This window comes from Actinoplanes sp. CA-030573 (genome assembly GCF_050951115.1).
Taxonomy (GTDB): domain Bacteria; phylum Actinomycetota; class Actinomycetes; order Mycobacteriales; family Micromonosporaceae; genus Actinoplanes.
This window is the reverse complement of record NZ_CP192038.1, coordinates 5,607,625-5,625,705: the sequence shown is the minus strand read 5'-3', so window position 1 is coordinate 5,625,705 and position 18,081 is coordinate 5,607,625. Positions and strand designations below refer to the sequence as shown.

Here is an 18,081-nt window from a genome sequence, read left to right as displayed (position 1 = left end):
GACGAGGCCCGCGACGATCCGGTCGTGGTCCGGCGGGGGATAGGTGATGATCCCGGTGAACGACGCGACGTGGGCGGTCAGTTCGCCGTCGCCGTCGAGCCGCTGATGCACGTACGCGAAACGGTCGTCGACGGCTTCCCCACCGGGCCCGGTCGGCGGCGCCGGGCAGGGACCGTCCGGGCAGTCGACCCGGATGCCGGTCGCCGCCGCCACGCCGAGCCCGACGATCGCCACCGCGGCGAGCACGAACCCGGCCACCCACGCCCGCACGCTGCGCAGCTTGACCAGCTCGGCGCGAAGCGCGGCCCTCATCGCAGCACCTCCGTTCCGCGGGTCAGCTCGAGGTAGGCGGCCTCCAGCGAGCCGAACCGCCCGGTCAGGTCGCCGGTGGTCGCCGACTCGACCGCCCGGCCCGCGCCCACGACCACGACGTGGCCGGCGACGTCCTGCAGCTCGCTCATCAGGTGACTGGCGACCAGCACGGCGCGGCCCTCGGCCGCCAGCGACCGCAGCAGCCCGCGCATCCACACGATCCCGGCCGGGTCGAGCCCGTTGAACGGCTCGTCCAGCATCAGCATCGGCGGGTCGCCGAGCATCGCCGCGGCGATGCCGAGCCGCTGCCGCATGCCGAGCGAGTAGCCGCCGGCCCGCCGCCGCGCGACCGGCCGCATCCCGGTCAGGTCGAGCACCTCGTCGACCCGGCGCGCCCCGAGACCCTGGGAGGCGGCCAGCCAGAGCAGATGGTTGCGGCCCGACCGGCCCGGGTGCAGCGCGCCGGGGTCGATCAGGGCGCCGACGTGGGTGAGCGGCCGCTCCAGCGTCCGGTAGTCCCGCCCGCCGGCCCGGGCCGTGCCCGAGTCGGCGTGGTCGAGCCCGAGCAGCACCCGCATGGTGGTCGACTTGCCGGCGCCGTTCGGCCCGACGAACCCGGTGACCAGGCCCGGTTCGGCCGCGAACGTCATGCCGTCGAGGGCGACCGCCGAGCCGTACCGCTTGTGCAGATCGATGACTTCGATGGTGGCTTCCATGGCCGTGAGTTCTACGCACCGGCGCCTAACCCGGGCGCGACAACGCCTGTCATACCGCTGTTAGCCCGCGACGGGCATGCTGGTCGGATGGGCGTCCGGCTGCGTTACACCCTCCTGTACGGGACGATGTTCCTCCTCTCCGGCGCCGGCCTGCTGGCGATCGTGGCCGCGTTCGGCAGCCGGAGCACCCGGCCTGCCCCGGACGGCGGCGCCCAGGAGCCGGCCGCCGAGCACATCGCCCGCCTGCAGCGCCAGCTCAGCGCGAACGACGAGGCGCGCACCCGGCAGCTGCTGGCCGGCGTGGTCATCGGCCTGCTGGTGATGCTGCTGATCTCGATGCTGCTCGGCAACGCGCTGGCGCACCGGGTGCTGCGGCCGCTGCGCGTGATCACGGCCGCGACCCGGCGGATCTCGGCCGACAACCTGCACTCGCGGCTCGCCGTGCGCGGCCCCGACGACGAGGTGAAGGCGCTCGCCGACACGATCGACGATCTGCTCGGGCGGCTCGAGGAGTCGTTCGCGGCGCAGCGCCGGTTCGTCGCCGACGCCTCGCACGAGCTGCGGACGCCGCTCGCCACCATCCGCGCCGCGCTCGACGTCGCGGTGGCCAAGCCGGGGCCGGTGCCGCCCGAGACGGTGCGGCTGGCCGGCCGGGTGCGCGGCGAGCTCGACCGGGTCGACCGGCTGCTGGAGGGGTTCCTGCTGCTGGCCCGGGCGCAGCACGGCGCGGTGGACGATCGGGCGGTCGTGCACCTGGCCGCGCTGGTGAGCGAGGCGCTGCCGGCCCCGCCGCGGTCCTCGCCCGCGGTCCACTGCGACCTCGCGCCCGAGGTCACCACGCGGGGCAACCCGGTGCTGCTCGCCCGGCTGGTCGGCAACCTGGTCGACAACGCCGTCCGGCACAACGTCCCGGACGGCTGGGTCCGCATCACCGTCCGCGACTCCGGCCCGTGCGCGTCGCTGGTGGTCGAGTCGAGCGGGCCGGTGCTCGACGCCGCCCAGGTCGCGCGCCTGGGCCGGCCGTTCGCGCGGATCGGGGCCGACCGCACGGCGAGCGGCGGCACCGGGCTCGGGCTGTCGATCGTGGCGGCGGTGGCGGCCGCGCACGGCGGGTCGGTGCGGATCACGCCGCTGGCTGCGGGCGGTCTGCGGGTGGCGGTCGACCTGCCGGCGGCGGTGGCGGTGCCGGCATGAGGGGGCCGGCGTCATGAGGGGGCCGGCATGAGGATTCTGGTGGTCGAGGACGCGCGGACGCTTGCCGATGTCATCGCCGAGGGGCTGCGCGACCAGGGGATGGCGGTCGATATCGCGTACGACGGGCTGACCGCCGCCGAGAAGCTCGACATCAACGCGTACGACGTGGTGCTGCTCGACCGCGACCTGCCCGGCCTGCACGGCGACACGCTCTGCCAGATGATCACCGCCCGTGACGAGCGCGCGATGGTGCTGATGCTGACCGCGGCCGGTACCGCCGACGACCGGGTCCGGGGACTCACGCTGGGCGCCGACGACTACCTGGCCAAGCCGTTCCACTTTCCCGAGCTGGTGCTGCGGGTACGGGCGCTGGCCCGCCGGCGGCCCGCGGCACGCGGCCGCACCCTGCGCGCCGCCGGTCTCGAGCTCGACCCGATCACCCGGGTGGTGACCCGGGCCGGGGTGCCGCTGCACCTGTCGGTGAAGGAGCTCGCGGTGCTGGAGGCCCTGCTGCGGGCGGCGCCGGCCCACCTCAGCAGCGAGGATCTGCTCGAGCAGGTCTGGGACGAGCACGCCGACCCGTTCACCAACACGGTGACCGTGACCATCGGCCGCCTGCGCCGCAAGCTCGGCGACCCGGCGGTCATCCTCACCACGCCGGGCGTCGGTTACCGCATAGCGGAGCAGCACGGTCATCGAGGGGTTTAGAAGTGCGAAGGCGAGGGAACGCGCCGGTCTTCCGTTCCGGATCGTCATCCGTCCGGATGTTGCGCCCAAGGTCCAGGATGGAAAGGCTGGTTGGTACGACCTTCAACTGTCGCCCGGAGGCACCGAGTGACCGATCCCCACTCCGGACTTGCTGACCTGATCGCGGTCGTGCGCGCCGAGGCGCTCGCGCTCGGGCGCGACGACCTGGCCGCCCTGCTGCCCGCGCCGCCCGGCGCCCGGGAGACGCTGCGCCGGCCGCGGATCGTGATCGCCGGTGGCGCCGGACGGGGCAAGTCCCGCCTGATCAACAGCCTGCTCGGCCGGCCCGGCCTCAGCCCGGTCGGCGACGCTCCGACAACCGCCGGCTGGATCGAGTTCCGCTATGGACCGGACGACACGGCCACCGCGATGATCACCGACCCGGCCGACCCGGGAACGCCGCGGCGGCAGCCGATCAGCCTCGACGACCTGGGCGCGTACGTGAGCTTCGAGGAGGTCACCGACGCCGTTCTCGGCGTCGAGGCGCGGGTGGACGCCCCGATCCTGCGGGAGGCCGTCCTGGTCGACACGCCGGGCGTGGCCGGGCCGCAGGCCGCGCTCCGCCACGCCGACGCCCTACTGTTCGTCGGCGACGCGACCGAGCCGATCCCCGGCTCCGAGATGGCCTTCCTGGCCCGGGCCGCGCAACGTCTGGAGACGGTCGTCGTGGCCGTCAACAAGAGTGACCAGACCGGCCACGAGGCCGTCCTCGCCGAGACCCGCCGCCGGCTCGCCGGCCACCCCGACCTCGCGCGCCTGCCCGTCCTGGCCATCTCGGCCCGGCTCGCCGAGCAGGCCGGCCGGCCCGGCGTCACGCACACGATGGCCGCCCGCCTGGCCGAGCTGGCCGGCACCCGGCAGCTGATGGACCTGCTGCTGTACGACGCGACGGCCGCCGCGCACCGGCTGCGCGCCACCGACCACGCCCGGCTGACCGCGGCCGTGGCCCGCGAGCTGCTGGCCGACGCCGACCGGGTGACCGGCCCCGACGACCGCATCGAGGCCGACCTCGCCACGGTGGCCAGCCTGCTCGACTGCGGCGGCCTGGTCGGCGCCCGCTTCGAGGAGGCCCGGCACGCCGCCGCCGAGCGCTTCGTGGCCCGGGCCGACGTGCTCGGCGCGGCCCACCGCGACCACGCCGAGCAGGGAACCGAGGCGGAGCTCGCCGCGCTGCCGCCGCGGCTGGCGGTGAGCCTGGCCGGGCTCGGCGCGGCCGCCTTCGACGAGACCCAGGCCGAGATCCTGGACGTGCTGCGCGACTGCCTGCGCGACGACGTGCTGGTGCCGGCGGGCGCGGAGCTCGACCTGCGGCTGCGGGCCGACAACGCGGCCGCCCGGCCGCGCGACGTGCTGCACACGCTGACCTCGCTGCTCACCGGCTCGGCGCTGGTCCTCACCGTGCTGACCGGGTCGGGCGTGGTCGGCGCCGGCATCGCGCTCGCGGCCTGCGCCGGGTGGTGGCGGCTGCGAGCACCCGGCGGCGATCTGCGTACGTGCATCTCGACCTGGACCGAGGCCGCGGTCACCGAGGCGAAGACCGCGCTCGACGAGGAGCTGCGCCGCCGGGTGCACGCCGCCCGGCTCTACGCGGCCGACGCCCTGCCCCGCCTGCTCGAAGCGCGGCGCGACCGGCTCACCGCGATGCGCGCCGACCGGTCCGGCGCGCCCCGGGCCGAGGAGGCGCGGGTGACGCTGGCCCGGGTGCTCGACGACCTGTCCCGGCGCAGCGCCGCCTGATTTTGCCGGTCAGTTGCCGGTCTCACGCCGGGGCCGTGCCTGCTTTAATCGACGGTCATGGGGGACAACCGGCTTACCCGCCGACTTTCCCGCCGGCTGCTGTTCACGGCCGGTGCGGGCGCGATCGGCGTGACCGTTCTCGGATCCTGCTCGTCGGGACCGTCCACACCGTCCTCGTCGCCGCAGTCCGCGGCGCCGGAGCCGTCGGCGCCGGCGGCCGGCGGGGCGGTGGCAGGGGACTGGCGCCAGGTCGACATGTCCTACGTGTCGGCCTACATCCTGGTGCGGGGCAAGGAGGCGGCGATCGTCGACCTCGGCACGCCCGGCTCCGACGCGGCGATCGCCGAGGGGCTGAAGGCGGCCGGGTCGAGCTGGTCGGCGGTGAAGCACATCGTGCTCACCCACCAGCACGAGGACCACGTCGGCGGGCTGGCCGCGGTCGCGCCGAAGGTCAAGGCCACGATCTACGCGGGCGTCATGGACCTGGCCTCGATCATCTCGGAGAAGCCGCTGAAGGGCGTGGCCGAGGGCGACGAGGTGTTCGGCATGCGGATCATCGACACGCCCGGCCACACGCTCGGGCACATCTCGGTCTACGAGCCGAGCACCCGCATCCTGGTGGCGGGCGACGCGCTGCGCAACGCGGGCGGGCTGGTCGGCTCCGATCCGCAGTACACGACGGACGAGAGCAAGGCCAACGACACCGTACGCAAGCTGGCCGCGATGGACATCATGGCCGTGCTGCCCGGCCACGGCGGCCCGGTGACGGTGGGCGCCGCGAAGGCCCTCAAGGAGCTGGCGGCCGGTCTCCCCGCCTGAGGCCGGCGCTCGGCCTCCCCGCCTGAGGCCGGCGCTCGCCCTCCCCGCCTGAGGCCGGCGCTCGGCCTCCCCGCCTGAGGCCGGCGCTCAGAACAGCGACAGCTGGCCCGGGGTCGGGTCGCGGCGGGCCGACAACCCGCCGCGGAAGACCCACGGCTTCCAGCCCGCCGTCTCGTCCTCGGCCACTGCCGACGGGGGCGGGGGAGCGCCGCCCACCAGCGCCCACAGCGAGGGACCGAGGTTGATGCCGCGAGCCCGCAGCGCCTGCCGCATCGTCACGTAGCTCAGTGGCAGCCGGGCGCCGGCCAGGGGCGGCAGCGCCAGGTCGTGGCGCATCGTCATGAGCGAGCGGTTGCGGTTGACGACCTCGCGGGCCGACGGGTCGGTGAAGAACGACGCGGCGTGGTCGCCGACGGCGGCGGCCACGTCGGCGAGCGTCGCCTGCCAGGCGGCCTCGACCGTGCCGAACGCGGCGAGCAGCTTCTTGGCCGTGGTGGCGCCGAAACGGCGTACGCCCGGAAGGTTGTCGGAGGGATCGCCCCGCAGCGCCGCGAAGTCCCGGTACTGCGCGGGAGTGACACCGTAGAGGCCGGGCAGCGCCTGCTCGTCGACCAGCACCGCCTCGTCGAAGCCGCCGTTGCGCACCCGCAGCACCGAGGTGGTCGCGTCGATCAGCGCGAAGGCGTCGCGGTCGCTGGTCATCAGCACCGACTGCCAGCCGGCGGCCCGGGCGGCGGCGGAGGCGGAGGCGAGCACGTCGTCGGCCTCGTAGGCGGGCGGGACCACTGTACACACACCGGCCGCCGCCAGCAGCTCGGGCGCCACCGCCAGCTGGGCCAGCAGGTCACCGGGCTTGTCCGGGCGGTGTGCCTTGTAGAGCGGGTACGAGGTGCGGCGGGCCGAGGAGACCGGGCAGTCGAAGCCGACCATCACCGCATCGGGGTTGAGGTGCGCGGCGGCGCGGGCCAGATAGCCGATCAGGCCGCGCAGCGCCCAGATGGGCGAGCCGTCGGGCGCGAGCATGCCCTCGAAGGCTGCCGCGTGATACGCACGGTGCAGCAGGCTGTTTCCGTCGAGGACCAGGAGCAGCGGCACCGTAGAAGCGTACGCGTGACCCGCCGGGACCATCACTCCCCTGATGGCCCCGACGGGGGTCCGCACGTCCGACATCGATGTTCACGTTCACAACCGTGAACCATGCCCATCGGCTCCGACGCCGTTTCCACGAATGTTAACGATCACACCTGACATGTCAAGATGCTGTGGCGGGCGCGTTTCAACGGACAAATCGGGTGGGTTGCGGATCGAATGTGGTCGATCAGTCGCCCGGGGTCCGGGGATGCGTCGCGCGTGGTCAGGCGCGGGAGGCCCGGCGGGCAATCGCTCTGCTTACTCATGCGCGCTGCGGTGCGCGGGTGTGTGGCGTCGGCGTCTGGCTGGGAGCGGTCCCGGTGGGGAATCGCTCTGCTTACCCATACGCGCCGCGGTGGCCGGGCGTGCTGCGTCTGGTCAGGACCGGCCCGCATGGTCAGGCAGGCGGCGGTCGGGGTGGCCGGCGTCGAGGCGGCGGGCGGTCCGGAGCGACGGGGCGATCGGGACCGGCAAGCGGTCAGGAACCGCCGGGTGGCGCGACGCTGTCCCGCTCGATCAGCACCGGCGCGATCGTGCGGCGTGTCCCCGAATCGGCCCGGCCGGCCTGGATCTGCGTCATGAGCAGCTCGAGCGTCGCCGTCGCCACCGCGGCGAAGTCGGGCCGCACGGTGGTCAGCGGCGGCGTGAAGTACGCCGCCTCGGGCACGTCGTCGAAGCCGATGATGCTCACGTCGCCGGGCACCCGGCGGCCGTGCTCGTTGAGCGCGCGCAGCAGGCCGAGCGCGATGTGGTCGTTGGCGGTGAAGACCGCCGTGACGTCGGGCAGGCGGGCCAGCAACTGACCGTTCCGGTAGCCCGACGCCGCGCTCCAGTCGCCGGTCAGCAGCGGCGGGATCTCGAGCCCGGCCGCGTGCAGCGTCTCCTCCCAGCCACGCACCCGGCCGGCCGCGTCGAACCAGTCGGACGGCCCGGAGATGTGCCACACCGAGCGGTGCCCGGCGTCGAGCAGGCGCTGGGTCGCGGCCCGCGCGCCGGCCACCTGGTCGACCGTGACCAGCGTGCTCGTACGCTCCGGGTCGCCGTCGATGGTCACCAGCGGCACGTCGGCCGGCAGCTGCTCGAGCGCCGGACCGGCGCTGGCCACCGGCGCGATCACCACGAGGCCGGCGACCCGCTGGTCGAGATGGCGCTCGACGGCGTCGGCGATCGAGCGCTCGTCGAGGCTGCGCACGCTGCTCACGTTCACCGCGAAGCCGGTCGCCTGGGCGGCCTCCTCGAAGGCGGTCAGCATCGACGCCGGGCCGAACAGCGACGAGTTCTGCGCGACCACCCCGATCACCTGGGAGGTGCCCGTGACCAGGGCGCGAGCCGCCCGGTCGGGGCGGTAGCCGAGCTCGGCTATGGCCGCCCGCACCTTGAGCCGGGTCTGTTCGCTCACGTTCTTGTGCTCGTTGAGCACACGCGAGACGGTCTGATGCGATACCCCCGCCAGCCGGGCGACATCCATCATGCCCGGCGGCCGTCCGCGCTTCACGCTCACCGACACCCCGCATCCGCCTTTAGCGGGCAGGATATCCCCTCACCGCAGGCCGCCGGCCAGCAGCTGATAGGCCGCGTTCCAGCGAAGCTCCTTGCGCAGGGCCGACGGAGTGGTCGCTCCATCGATCATCACCAATTCGGTACGGGTCAGCTCGGCGAACTGCTCGACGACCGGGACGCCCAGCGCCGTGCTCAGCACCGTGTGGTGCGGACCGCCCGCCATCAGCCAGCACTCGGCCGAGGTGGGCAGATCGGGGGCCGGCTCCCAGACCGCGGAGGCCACCGGCAGGGCGGTGAGCTCGTGATCCGGCGGCACGACGTTGATCACGTTGCCGACCAGCCGGAAACGGTCGCCCATGTCACAGATGCCGACCACGACACCCGGGCCCGGCGCGGCGGAGAACTTCAGCCGTACGGGATCCTCGCGGTTGCCGATGCCCAGCGGATGGATCTCCAGCCGTGGCTTCCGCGCGGCGATCGACGGGCAGACCTCGAGCATGTGCGCGCCGAGGATGCGCTGCGGACCGGGCCCGAGGTGATAGGTGTAGTCCTCCATGAACGAGGTGCCCCCGGCCAGGCCCGAGGCGGCCGCCTTGAGGGTGGCCAGCAGCATCGAGGTCTTCCAGTCGCCCTCGCCGCCGAAGCCGTAGCCGTCGGCCATCAGCCGCTGCACCGCCAGCCCCGGCAGCTGCCGCAGCCCGCCCAGGTCCTCGAAGTTGGTCGTGAACGCCCCGAACCCGCCGTCGGCGAGGAACTGCCGCAGCCCGGCCTCGATCTGGGCCCCGTAGCGCAAGGAGTCGTGGCGGTCGCCGTCCTTGGCCAGCTCGGGGGCCAGGTCGTAGATGTCGGAGTACTCGGTCACCAGCTCGTCGACCGCCGAGGAAGGGACCGCGTCGACAACGGCAACCAAGTCGTTCACGCCGTACGTGTTGACGCTGACCCCGAAATGCCGCTCGGCCTCGACCTTGTCGCCCTCGGTGACCGCCACATCCCGCATGTTGTCGCCGAACCGGGCCAGCCGCAGCGACCGCATGGTGGCCACCGCCACCGCGGCGCGGGCCCAGGAGGCGACCCGGTCGGCCGTACGCGGCTCGGACGCGTGCCCCACCACCGTCGTCCGCGGCACGCCGAGCCGGGTCTGCACGTAGCCGAACTCCCGGTCGCCGTGCGCGGCCTGGTTGAGGTTCATGAAGTCCATGTCGATGGTCGCCCACGGCAGTTCCCGGTGCGCCTGCGTGTGCAGGTGCAGCAGCGGCTTGCGCAGCGCCTCCAGCCCGCTGATCCACATCTTGGCCGGGGAGAACGTGTGCATCCAGGCGATCACCCCGATGCAGCGGTCGTCGGCGTTCGCGGCGATCATCACGGCCCGGATGCCGGACGCGTCGGTGAGCACCGGCCGCCACACGATCGGCGCCGGGATGTCCGGCGAGCCGTCGAGCTGCGCGACCACCTGCTGCGACTGGGCGGCCACCTGGGCGAGCGTGTCCTCGCCGTAGAGACCCTGGCTACCGGTGAGGAACCAGATCTCGCGACCGTCGAAAGGGTTCATTGTCAGCCTGCTTCCGAGAGGTTTCCGTAGTACGCGTCGGGACCGTGCTTGCGGCTGTAGTGCCGGCGGATCAGGTGCTCGGGCGGAGCCGCGTGCGGGTTGAGCGCGAGCGTGCGGAGGGCGATCTCGGCGACCGCCTCGCAGACGATCGCCGTCTCGAGGGACTTGGTGGCCGTGGGTCCCCAGGTGAAGGGCCCGTGCCCGGCGGTGAGCGCGGCCGGCACCGACTCGGCGTCGCCGTCGAGCAGGTCGAGGATGGCCAGGCCGGTGTTGCGCTCGTAGTCGCGCGCGCACTCCTCCGGCGTCAGGTCGCGGGTGCAGCGGATCGGCCCGTCGAAGTTGTCGGCGTGGGTCGTGCCGAGCACCGGGATGTCCCGGCCGGCCTGGGCGAACGCGACCGCGTACGTGGAGTGCGTGTGGGTGATCCCGCCGATCGCCGGGAACGCCTGGTAGAGCAGGCGGTGCGTCTCGCTGTCGACCGACGGCTTGAGCGTGCCGCCGACCACCTCGCCGGTCTCGACGTCGACGGTGACCAGCGACTCCTCGGTGAGCCGGTCGTAGGGCACGCCGGACGGCTTGATCACGTAGACGCCGGCGCCGCGGTCGATGCCGGAGACGTTGCCCCAGGTCAGCGTGGCCAGCCCGGCGCTCGCGATGCGCCGGTTGGCGTCCAGCACCTCGCGCAGCAGGTCCCTCATCGCAGGGCCTCCCGCCGGATCCGGCGCAGCCGCCGCATGACGTCGTTGCCGTGCCGGCCGAAGTAGTCGACCAGCGTGCGGTACTCGGCGTACAGCGCGTCGTAGCGGTCGGCGTTCGCCTCGTCCGGGGTCCAGGAGCCGTGCGACACGCGGCCCATCGCCGCGGCGGCGGCCCGGATGTCCGGGTACGCGCCGGCCGCCACCGCCGCGTGCAGGGCCGACCCGAGCGCCGGGCCCTGGTCGGAGTCGAGCACGTTGATCGGCATCCGGGTGACGTCGGCGTAGATCCGCATGATCATCGGGTTCTTCTGCAGGCCGCCGGTCACGACCAGCTCGTCGACGGCGACGCCGGCCTCCCGGAACGTCTCGATGATCAAACGGGTGCCGTACGCGGTGGCCTCGACCAGGGCGCGGTAGCCGTCCTCGGGCCGGGTCGCCAGGGTCTGTCCCACGAAGACGCCGGACAGCTCGTGGTCGACCAGCGGCGACCGGTTGCCGGAGTGCCAGTCCAGCGCGATCAGGCCGTGCCCGCCGACGGGCTGGTCGGCCGCGAGGTCGCTCAGGTGGTCGTGGAGCGAGATGCCCCGCTCGTCGGCGGCGAGGCGGTAGGAGGCGGGGACGCAGTTCTCGACGAACCACGCGAAGATGTCGCCGACCCCCGACTGCCCGGCCTCGTATCCCCAGAGACCGGGGATGATGCCGCCGTCGACCACGCCGCACATGCCGGGCACCTCGCGCAGCACGTCCGAGCTCATCACGTGGCAGGTCGAGGTTCCCATGATCAGCACGAGCCGGCCGGGCTCGACGGCCTGGGCCGCGGGGGCGGAGACGTGCGCGTCGACGTTGCCGACCGCGACCACGACGCCGGTGTGCAGCCCCATCATCGCCGCGGCCTCGTCGGTCAGTGTCCCGGCGGCCTGGCCGAGCTGCCCGATCGGCACATCCAGCTTCTGCGCCGGGAAGTCCGAGAAATCGGGATTGAGCTCGCGGAGGTACGCCGTGGACGGGTACCGACCGTCGACGAACTGGCCCTTGTAACCGGCCGTGCAGGCGTTACGGAGATAGACCCCGGTCATCCGCCACACGATCCAGTCGGCGGCCTCGACCCAGTACCGCATGGCGTTCCAGACGGCGGGCGCCTCCTCCAGCACCTGCAGCGCCTTGGCGAACTCCCACTCCGAGCTGATCAGCCCGCCGAAGCGCCGCAGCCACGGCTCCTCGCGCTCGGCGGCGAGCTCGGTGATGCGATCGGCCTGGGGCTGGGCGGCATGGTGCTTCCACAGCTTCACGTACGCGTGCGGCTCGTCCCGGAACTCGTCGAGGTCGCACAGCGGGGTGCCGTCCTCCGTCGTCGGCAGCACCGTGCACGCGGTGAAGTCGGTGGCCAGCCCGATCACGTCGGCCGGGTCGGCGCCGGCGTTGCGCAGCGCTTCCGGAACGGCGTTCCGCAGCACGTCGACATAGTCCGCGGGCACCTGCAGCGCCCAGTCCGGCGGCAAGATCTGGTCACCCAGCTTGCGGTCGACGACCCCGTGGGCGTACGCGTGAACGGCCGACCCGATCTCGGCGCCGTCCGACACCCGGACCACCACGGCCCGTCCGGACAGCGTGCCGAAGTCGACACCGATGACCAACTCGCTCATGACTTCTCCTGATCGGCCGGGGCGGCGGCCACCGTGTCGCGGGCGATGAGCACGGGCTCGACCAGCGCCGACTCGGACGAGCTGACCCCGGTCGCGAGCTGGTCGAGCAGCAGCCGGAGCGCCTGCCGGCCGACCTCGGCGAACTCCTGGCGGATCGTCGTCAGCGCGGGATGGAAGTAGCCGGCCTCGGGCACGTCGTCGAAGCCGATGATGCTGACGTCCTCGGGGATGCGGCGGCCCTGCTCGGCCAGCGCCCGCATGATGCCGAGCGCCACGTGGTCGTTGGCCGCGAAGATCGCCGTGCAGTCCGGGATCCGGGCGAGCATCCGCCCGCACTGGTAGCCGGACGCCGCCGACCAGCCGGCCCGCGGCATCGGCGGCGCCACCGCTCCGGCCTCGGCCAGCGCGGCCCGCCAGCCCTCCTCGCGGGCCCGGCTGCCGTGCCACTTCTCCGGGCCGGCCACGTGCCAGACCGTCTTGTGGCCGGCCGCCAGCAGGTGCCGGGTGGCGAGCAGCCCGCCGGTGTACTGGTCGACCGACACGTTGGCGGACTGCCACTCCGGCAGCCCGTCCACCGTCACGATCGGCACCCCGTCCGGCACCAGCCGCATCGCCTCCTCGGCCGCGTCGACCGGGGCGATGAAGACCAGGCCGGCCGCGCCCTGCTGGACGAGCCGTTCCACGATCCGCCGGGACGCGGCGGTGGCGTCGTAGCCCGCCACGTGCCCGACGGTCAGGGACAGGTCGGCGCCGAGCGCCGCCTCGCCGATGGCCTGCACCATGCTGGACGGTCCGTAGAGCGTGGTGTTCTGGGCGACCACGCCGATCACGTTGGACCGCCCGGTCGCCAGCACCCGGGCCGACAGGTTGCGCCGGTAGCCGAGCTCGGCGATCGCGGCCAGCACCCGGGTGCGGGTGGTGGCCGACACGTGCGGGTGCCCGTTGAGCACCCGGGAGACGGTCTGGTGCGAGACGCCGGCGCGGGCGGCCACGTCGGACATCACCGGCCCGCGGATCGGCGGGTTGCCAGGGCTCATGTGTCGGCCGAGTTGGTCCTGCGGCTCAGCACCGCCTGGAGGATCACCACGACCAGCAGGAACCCGCCGGAGACGACCTGCTGCACGTACGAGTTGAGGTTCGCGCCCTGCACGATCAGGTTCTGGATGACGAACAGCAGCAGGACACCGGCCAGCGTGCCGACCATCGACCCGACGCCGCCCGAGAGCAGCGTCCCGCCGATCACCACGGCCGCGATCGCCGACAGCTCGTAAGCGTCGCCGATCCGCGCCTCCTGGCCTCCGCCGGAGAGCGCCGTGGTGAGAATGCCGGAGAGGCCGGCACACAGGCCGCTCACGACATACACGATGGTCTGCGTGCGCTTGACGGGCAAGCCCATCAGCTCGGCCGCGTTCTGGTTACCACCCACTGCCTGAACGGACTGCCCAAATGGGGTCCGGTTGAGCGCCCACCATCCGATCGCGAAGACCGCCAGCATGATCCAGACGGGGGTGCCGATGGTCGCGAGCGAGCCGGTGCCGAGCGCCTCGAACGCCAGGCGGCCCTCGATCCGCGGGTGGTCGTTGCCCTCGTGCGTGATGTAGAAGACCAGGCCGCGGACGCCGGTGAGGCCGGCCAGGGTCACGATGAACGCGGGCAGCCGCAGCCGCGCGATGATCAGCCCTTGGACCAGGCCCACCACCCCGGCCGCGACCAGCGCGTAGGTGACCGCGATGAACGAGCCGCGGGGGGCGTACATGGCGCTGATGATCGTCGCGAGCGCGTAGGTGGAGCCGACCGAGAGGTCGATGCCGCCGCTGATGATCACGAACGTCATGCCGGCCGCGATGATCCCGATGAACGACGCGGCGAGGGCCACGTTGCGCAGGTTGTCGGGCTTGCCGAACGAGGGCACGAGCAGCGTGCCCAGCACCACCACGATGATCAGCACGGCGACCGCGCCGTTGCGGGAGATCAGCGAGGTCAGGGCCCGGGCCCGGGCGCGGGCGGCCTCGCGGCCGCCGTGGTCGGCGGCGACGGCCACCGGTGGTTCGGTCGTCACGGCGGGTGTCACCTGGAGCTCCTTGCCGGTCGCTGGATGTAGACGGCGGCGATGATGATCACGGCTTCGACCATCCGGGCCACCGAGTCGGGCGCGTTGTGCGACACCAGCGTGGTCTCCAGCATCTGCAGGAGGATCGCGCCGGCCACGGTGCCGAGGATGCGGACCCGGCCGCCGTTGAGCGACGTGCCGCCGACCACCACCGCGGTGATCGCCGACAGCTCCATCAGCAGGCCGATGTAGGACGGGTCGGAGGCGCGCAGCCGGGCGGTGGCGATGACGCCGGCCACCGCCGCGAGCGTGCCGGAGATCGTGTAGACCACGATCAGGGTGCGGCGCACCGGCAGGCCGGCGAGCACGCTGGCCCGGCGGTTGCCGCCGATGGCGAGCAGGCGGTACCCGAAGGCGGTGCGGCGGACCACGAACGCGATGGCCACCGCGAGCAGGGCCGCGACGATCATCACGTACGGGATGCCGAGGAACTTGCCGAGCCGCACGTCCTTGAAGAAGGGCACGAAGAGCTCGACGAGCGCCCCGCCGGTGATGACCAGCGCGATGCCCCGGCCGGCCACCAGCACGCCGAGCGTGGCGACGATCGGCTGCACCCGGGCGAACGCGACGACCAGGCCGTTGAAGACGCCGACCAGCAGGCCGGCCACGACCGCCGCGGCCATCGCGACGCCGATCGGCGCGCCCACGCCGACCACGAACTTGGCCAGCACCGCGCTGGCGATCGCCATGGTGGCGCCGACCGAGAGGTCGACGCCGCCGGTCCCGATCACCAGGGCCATCCCCAGCGACACGATGATCACCGGCGGCACCTGCGAGAACAACAGCTGCACGGTGTCCACCGTGAGGAAGTTGGGGGTGGCGATCGCGTTGTAGACGATCAGCACGAGCAGGGCCAGGTACACGCCGTGCTCACGGGCCCAGGCGCTGAGCGCCGTGCGGTCTCTGAGGTTGACGGCCAGGGTGGTCACTTGCCGGCCGCCTCGGCCGGGACCGCGGCCTCGATCTGCTCCGACGCGGCGTCGGCGATCAGGTCCATGATCTTGTCCTCACTGATGTCGTCGCCGACGAGCCGGCCGAGCTGGGCGCCGTCGCGCAGCACCACCACCGCGTCCGACCCCTCGACCACCTCCTCGAGCTCGCTGGAGATGAGCACGACCGCCATCCCCTTCTCGGCCAGCTCCGCGATCAGGGCCTGCACCTCGGCCTTGGCCCCGACGTCGATGCCCCGGGTCGGCTCGTCCAGCAGCAGCACCCGCGGGTTGAGGCAGAGCAGCCGGGCCAGCAGCACCTTCTGCTGGTTGCCGCCGGAGAGCTCGGACACCTTCTGGTTCGGGCCGGCCGCCTTGATCCGCAGCCGGGTCATGAAGGTCCTGACGATGTCGTCCACCCGCTTGCGCGAGACCAGGCCCGACTTCGTCAGCTGCGGCAGCGCGGCCAGCCCGATGTTGTCCCGGATCGACATGTCCGGGATGATCCCCTCGGCCTTGCGGTCCTCGGGAAGCATCGCCACCCGCTCCCGGATCCGGGAGGCGGGCGTCTGGTGGGTCAGCGCCTTGCCGTCCACGCTGATGTCACCCGAGTCCAGCGGCAGGGCACCGAAGATCGCCTTGGCGGTCTCGCTGCGCCCCGAGCCGAGCAGGCCGGCCAGGCCGACCACCTCGCCCGGGCGCACGACGACCGAGACGTCCTCGAGGATCAGCCGCCGGTTCATGTTCTCGGCCCTGAGCACCGGCTCGGCGTCGGCGATCTCGCGCCGGCCGAGCCGGGTGAGGCCCTCCTCCTCGAGCTCGGCCGCGTCCCGCCCGAGCATCCGGGCGATCAGCTGCCGCCGGGTGAGCTCGGAGGTGGGACCGGTCGAGACGAGCTTGCCGTCGCGCAGCACGGTGATCGTGTCGCAGGCCCGGAAGACCTCGTCGAGCTTGTGCGACACGTAGACGATCGCCACGCCCTTGGCCTTGAGCTGCCCGACCAGGTCGAGCAGCAGGTCGACCTCGCGCGGCTCGAGCGACGACGTCGGCTCGTCCATGATCACGACACTGGCGTCGGTCTCGACCGCGCGGGCGATCGCGACCATCTGCTGGATGCCGAGGCCGAGCTCGCCGAGCGGCCGCTTCACGTCGGCCACGATCCCGTAGCGCCGCAGCGCCTCGGCCGACTCGCGGTTCATCCGCTTGAGGTCGAGCGACCCGAGGCGGGTCGGCTCCCGGCCGAGGAAGAAGTTGCGGGCGACGCTCAGCTGCGGGGCGAGGTGCACCTCCTGGTAGATGGTGGCGATCCCGGCCTGCTGGGCGCTGCGGGGCGAAGCGAAGGCCACTTCCTCGCCCCGCAGCCGTACCGTTCCGCTGTCCAGCTGATACACGCCGGTGATCAGCTTGATCAGCGTCGACTTGCCGGCCCCGTTCTCGCCGACCAGCGCGTGCACCGAGCCCGCGTGCAGCTCGATCGAGACGTCCTCGAGGGCACGAACTCCGGCAAACCGTTTGCTTGCCGACGTGACCGCCAACACCGGCGTGGTCATCAGTAGGCCTTGCCCGAGCTGAGGGCCTCGGCGGCGTTGGAGCTGTCGTACTGGTTGTCGGTGGTGATGGTGACCGCCGGGGCGCCGTCGCCGTTCACGTACGCCTCGAGCGCCGCCTGCGAGGCCGGGCCGAACGCCGGGTTCGACTCGATCACGGCGTCGAAGTTGCCGTCGACGATCGCCTGCACGGCGCCCTTGGTGCCGTCGATCGAGACGATGTGCACCTTGTCGGTCCCGGACTTGCCGGCGTCGTCGAGCGCGGCCAGCGCGCCCAGGCCCATCTCGTCGTTCTCGGCGTAGATCGCGTTGACGTCCGGGTGGGCGCGCAGCAGCGTCTCGGTGACGCTCTTGCCCTTCTCCCGGGTGAAGTCGGCGGTCTGCTGGAAGATGACCTCGATGCCCGAGGCGTTCTTGGCCTTGAGCTGGTCGAGGAAGCCCGCGGTGCGGTCGTCGGTCACGTTGACGCCGGACGCGCCGAGCAGGATGGCCAGCTTGGCCTTGCCGCCGGTCGCCTTGATCATCGCGTCGGCCGCGCGCCGGCCCTGCTCCACGAAGTCGCTGCCGAGCTGGGGACCGACTTCCTGGCAGCCCTTCACCCCGGTGATGTTGCGGTCGACCGGGATCATCGCGACCTTCTTCTGCTTGGCGTACGCGATGGCGTCGCCGAGGCCGGTCGAGTTGATCGGCGAGAAGATGATCGCCTTCGCGCCCTTGTCGATCATGCCCTTGATGTCGCTGTTCTCCTGCTGCACGTTCGACTGCGCGTTCGTGGTGAGCAGCTTCCAGCCCTTGGCCTTGGCCGCCTCCACCTGCGACTTGGTGGAGGCGATGCGGAACGGGTTCGCCTCCTTCTCCGACTGCGCCCAGCCGATCGTGTCGGTCTTGAAGTCGATCTTGCCGATGCCGAGGTCGGAGCCCTTGCAGACGGGCCCGTACTGGGCCGAGACACCCTCCGGCTTGGGGGTGGTGAGCAGCTCGGTGCCGCCGGCCGCGGTGATCGCGGCCGGGACGCCGTTGGTGGCCGCGCCGAGCGTGGTGGAGACCGGGGCCGCCGACGCGTCGCCGCCGGACGACGACGAGCCCGAGTTGTTGCTGCCGGTGCTGCAAGCGGTGAGTAGAGCCGCCGCCGTGGCGGCCGTGGCCGCGACGGCGATCCTGCGACGTGCCTTCATGCGAAATCGTCCTTTGCGCTGGGTGAGAGAAGACCCGGGGGAGCGGGGGGCGACCGCCGCGTGATGCCGTTGGCGGGCAAAATTGTGAACGCAAACATGCGTGCGCCGCGCACGCGCTGTCAAGGTCTCACTACACCGGCGTTACGCGTTCGTGACATTGACCCGCCCTCGTCCTGACGTGGAAAAACTGCCTCTTGACAGCGTTTCCGGAGGTGGAGGACGGTGTCCATGATGTATCCGCGAGGTTTCCGATCACGTGATCGTCCACCGGTCA

The 18,081-nt window shown here is 72.5% G+C and carries 14 protein-coding genes and 1 pseudogene; 4 read left to right on the top strand and 11 right to left on the bottom strand.

Features of this window, described 5'->3' with window-relative positions; genetic code table 11:
- Window positions 1-451: 451 nt before the first annotated feature.
- A pseudogene (locus tag ACQP2F_RS26025) lies at window positions 452-1,028 on the bottom strand (ATP-binding cassette domain-containing protein); the annotation flags it as partial.
- Between the two features lie 87 nt (window positions 1,029-1,115).
- Here ACQP2F_RS26025 and ACQP2F_RS26020 point away from each other — a divergent pair.
- The 4 genes from ACQP2F_RS26020 to ACQP2F_RS26005 all read left to right on the top strand — a co-directional run bounded on the left by ACQP2F_RS26020 (window position 1,116) and on the right by ACQP2F_RS26005 (window position 5,525).
- Window positions 1,116-2,222, top strand: a complete 1,107-nt coding sequence (locus ACQP2F_RS26020; protein ID WP_433291677.1) for a sensor histidine kinase — start codon at window positions 1,116-1,118, stop codon at window positions 2,220-2,222.
- 27 nt (window positions 2,223-2,249) lie between these two features.
- Entirely contained in the window at window positions 2,250-2,930 is a 681-nt protein-coding gene (locus ACQP2F_RS26015) for a response regulator transcription factor (protein ID WP_433291675.1), read from the top strand.
- Window positions 2,931-3,056: 126 nt separating this feature from the next.
- Window positions 3,057-4,706, top strand: coding sequence for a dynamin family protein (locus ACQP2F_RS26010; RefSeq protein ID WP_433291673.1), 1,650 nt, complete (start codon window positions 3,057-3,059; stop codon window positions 4,704-4,706).
- A gap of 57 nt (window positions 4,707-4,763) precedes the next feature.
- A complete protein-coding gene (locus ACQP2F_RS26005; RefSeq protein WP_433291671.1) occupies window positions 4,764-5,525 on the top strand; it encodes an MBL fold metallo-hydrolase in 762 nt (253 codons plus the stop codon).
- A gap of 87 nt (window positions 5,526-5,612) precedes the next feature.
- Here ACQP2F_RS26005 and ACQP2F_RS26000 read toward each other — a convergent pair whose 3' ends face one another.
- From ACQP2F_RS26000 to ACQP2F_RS25955, 10 genes are all read right to left on the bottom strand, one after another.
- The gene (locus tag ACQP2F_RS26000; protein WP_433291668.1) at window positions 5,613-6,620 is read right to left on the bottom strand and encodes a 5'-3' exonuclease; all 1,008 of its coding nucleotides are present in this window, start codon (window positions 6,618-6,620) and stop codon (window positions 5,613-5,615) included.
- Between the two features lie 514 nt (window positions 6,621-7,134).
- Window positions 7,135-8,127 (bottom strand): LacI family DNA-binding transcriptional regulator, encoded by a 993-nt coding sequence (locus ACQP2F_RS25995; protein ID WP_433307615.1) that lies wholly within the window; start codon window positions 8,125-8,127, stop codon window positions 7,135-7,137.
- 69 nt (window positions 8,128-8,196) lie between these two features.
- Window positions 8,197-9,705, bottom strand: coding sequence for an L-arabinose isomerase (araA, locus tag ACQP2F_RS25990; RefSeq protein ID WP_433291666.1), 1,509 nt, complete (start codon window positions 9,703-9,705; stop codon window positions 8,197-8,199).
- A gap of 2 nt (window positions 9,706-9,707) precedes the next feature.
- Window positions 9,708-10,403, bottom strand: a complete 696-nt coding sequence (araD, locus tag ACQP2F_RS25985) for an L-ribulose-5-phosphate 4-epimerase AraD (RefSeq protein ID WP_433291663.1) — start codon at window positions 10,401-10,403, stop codon at window positions 9,708-9,710.
- A complete protein-coding gene (gene araB / locus ACQP2F_RS25980) occupies window positions 10,400-12,046 on the bottom strand; it encodes a ribulokinase (RefSeq protein ID WP_433291660.1) in 1,647 nt (548 codons plus the stop codon). The genes araD and araB overlap by 4 nt, the downstream gene beginning before the upstream one ends.
- Complete coding sequence (locus tag ACQP2F_RS25975) at window positions 12,043-13,047, bottom strand: LacI family DNA-binding transcriptional regulator (RefSeq protein ID WP_433307613.1); 1,005 nt, start codon at window positions 13,045-13,047, stop codon at window positions 12,043-12,045. Before ACQP2F_RS25975 ends, araB begins: the two co-directional genes overlap by 4 nt.
- 32 nt (window positions 13,048-13,079) lie before the next feature.
- Window positions 13,080-14,117, bottom strand: coding sequence for an ABC transporter permease (locus ACQP2F_RS25970; RefSeq protein WP_433291658.1), 1,038 nt, complete (start codon window positions 14,115-14,117; stop codon window positions 13,080-13,082).
- Window positions 14,114-15,085 (bottom strand): ABC transporter permease, encoded by a 972-nt coding sequence (locus tag ACQP2F_RS25965; protein WP_433291656.1) that lies wholly within the window; start codon window positions 15,083-15,085, stop codon window positions 14,114-14,116. Before ACQP2F_RS25965 ends, ACQP2F_RS25970 begins: the two co-directional genes overlap by 4 nt.
- On the bottom strand, window positions 15,082-16,635 hold the full coding sequence (locus ACQP2F_RS25960; RefSeq protein WP_433291653.1) for a sugar ABC transporter ATP-binding protein: 1,554 nt from the start codon (window positions 16,633-16,635) through the stop codon (window positions 15,082-15,084). Before ACQP2F_RS25960 ends, ACQP2F_RS25965 begins: the two co-directional genes overlap by 4 nt.
- Window positions 16,635-17,807, bottom strand: coding sequence for a substrate-binding domain-containing protein (locus ACQP2F_RS25955; RefSeq protein ID WP_433291651.1), 1,173 nt, complete (start codon window positions 17,805-17,807; stop codon window positions 16,635-16,637). Before ACQP2F_RS25955 ends, ACQP2F_RS25960 begins: the two co-directional genes overlap by 1 nt.
- Window positions 17,808-18,081: the final 274 nt, after the last annotated feature.